We start from the raw sequence: 1,447 nt of genomic DNA on the forward strand, positions 1-1,447 counted from the left end.
TGGTCCAGCAGCGACCAGCCGGTGCTGAAGGTGCGCCTGGCCAGTACCACCGACCTGACCACCGCCTATGACATGCTCGACCGCGAATTCAAGCGGCGTATCGAGCGGATTCCGGGCGTGGCCCGGGTCGAGATCACCGGCGCGCCACCGAACGAGGTGGAGATCGCGATCGATCCGAACCGTCTGAACGCCCACGGCCTGAGCATCAACGAGCTGAGCGATCGCCTGCGCACGCTGAATTTCTCGATCTCGGCCGGGCAGATCGACGACAACGGCCAGCGCGTGCGCGTGCAGCCGGTGGGCGAGATCACCGACCTGCAGGAAATGCGTGACCTGGTGATCAATGCCAAGGGACTGCGCCTGGGTGACATTGCCGATGTGCGGCTGAAGCCGGCGCGGATGAGCTATGGCCGCCGCCTGGATGGCAATCCTGCCGTCGGCCTGGACATCTACAAGGAACGCAGCGCCAACCTGGTGGACGTCTCGCGCGGCGCGCTTGCCGAGGTTGAAGCGATCCGCGCGCAGGCATCGATGCGCGACGTGCAGATCAAGGTGATCGACAACCAGGGCAAGGCGGTGACCTCGTCCCTGCTGGAGCTGGCCGAGGCCGGCGGTGTCGGCCTGATCCTGTCGGTGACGGTGCTGTTCTTCTTCCTGCGCCACTGGCCGTCCACGTTGATGGTGACCCTGGCCATTCCGATCTGCTTCACCATCACCCTGGGCTTCATGTATTTCGCCGGCGTCACGCTCAACATCCTGACCATGATGGGCCTGCTGCTGGCCGTGGGCATGCTGGTCGACAATGCAGTGGTGGTGGTCGAGAGCATCTACCAGGAACGTGAGCGGCTGCCGGACCAGCCACGCCTGGCCTCGATCATCGGCACCCGCAACGTTGCCATCGCGCTCAGCGCCGGCACCTTGTGCCACTGCATCGTGTTCGTGCCCAACCTGTTTGGTGAAACCAACAACATCAGCATCTTCATGGCGCAGATCGCGATCACCATCTCGGTCTCGCTGCTGGCCTCGTGGCTGGTGGCGGTCAGCCTGATCCCGATGCTGTCCGCACGCATGGCCACGCCGAAGCTGGTGCACTCGCAGACCGGCGTGATCGCGCGCCTGCAGCGCCGCTACGCGCAGCTGCTGGACTGGTCACTGCGCCATCGCGGCTGGAGCCTGCTGGGCATCCTGCTGGTGGTGCTGGTCAGCCTGGTGCCGATGAAGCTGACCAAGATCGACATGTTCGGTGGCGATGGTGGCAAGGACATCTTCATCGGCTACATGTGGAAGGGCGCCTACACCTACCGGCAGATGTCCGAGGAAGTGGCCCGTGTCGAAGGCTGGATCGAGCAGAACCGCGAGCGCCTGCACGTGCAGCAGGTCTATTCCTGGTACAGCGAACAGGAAGGCAGTTCGACCGTGGTCACCCTGGACGAGAAGTACGCCAAGG

Annotated in this window: 1 protein-coding gene; it reads left to right on the forward strand. The window is 64.1% G+C overall.

Annotated elements, in window-relative coordinates:
• On the forward strand, positions 1–1,447 hold a 1,447-nt coding region (locus AC1VAN_RS21725), incomplete at both ends, for an efflux RND transporter permease subunit (protein WP_480986731.1).

This window comes from Stenotrophomonas sp. 05L44_2, from assembly GCF_056665995.1.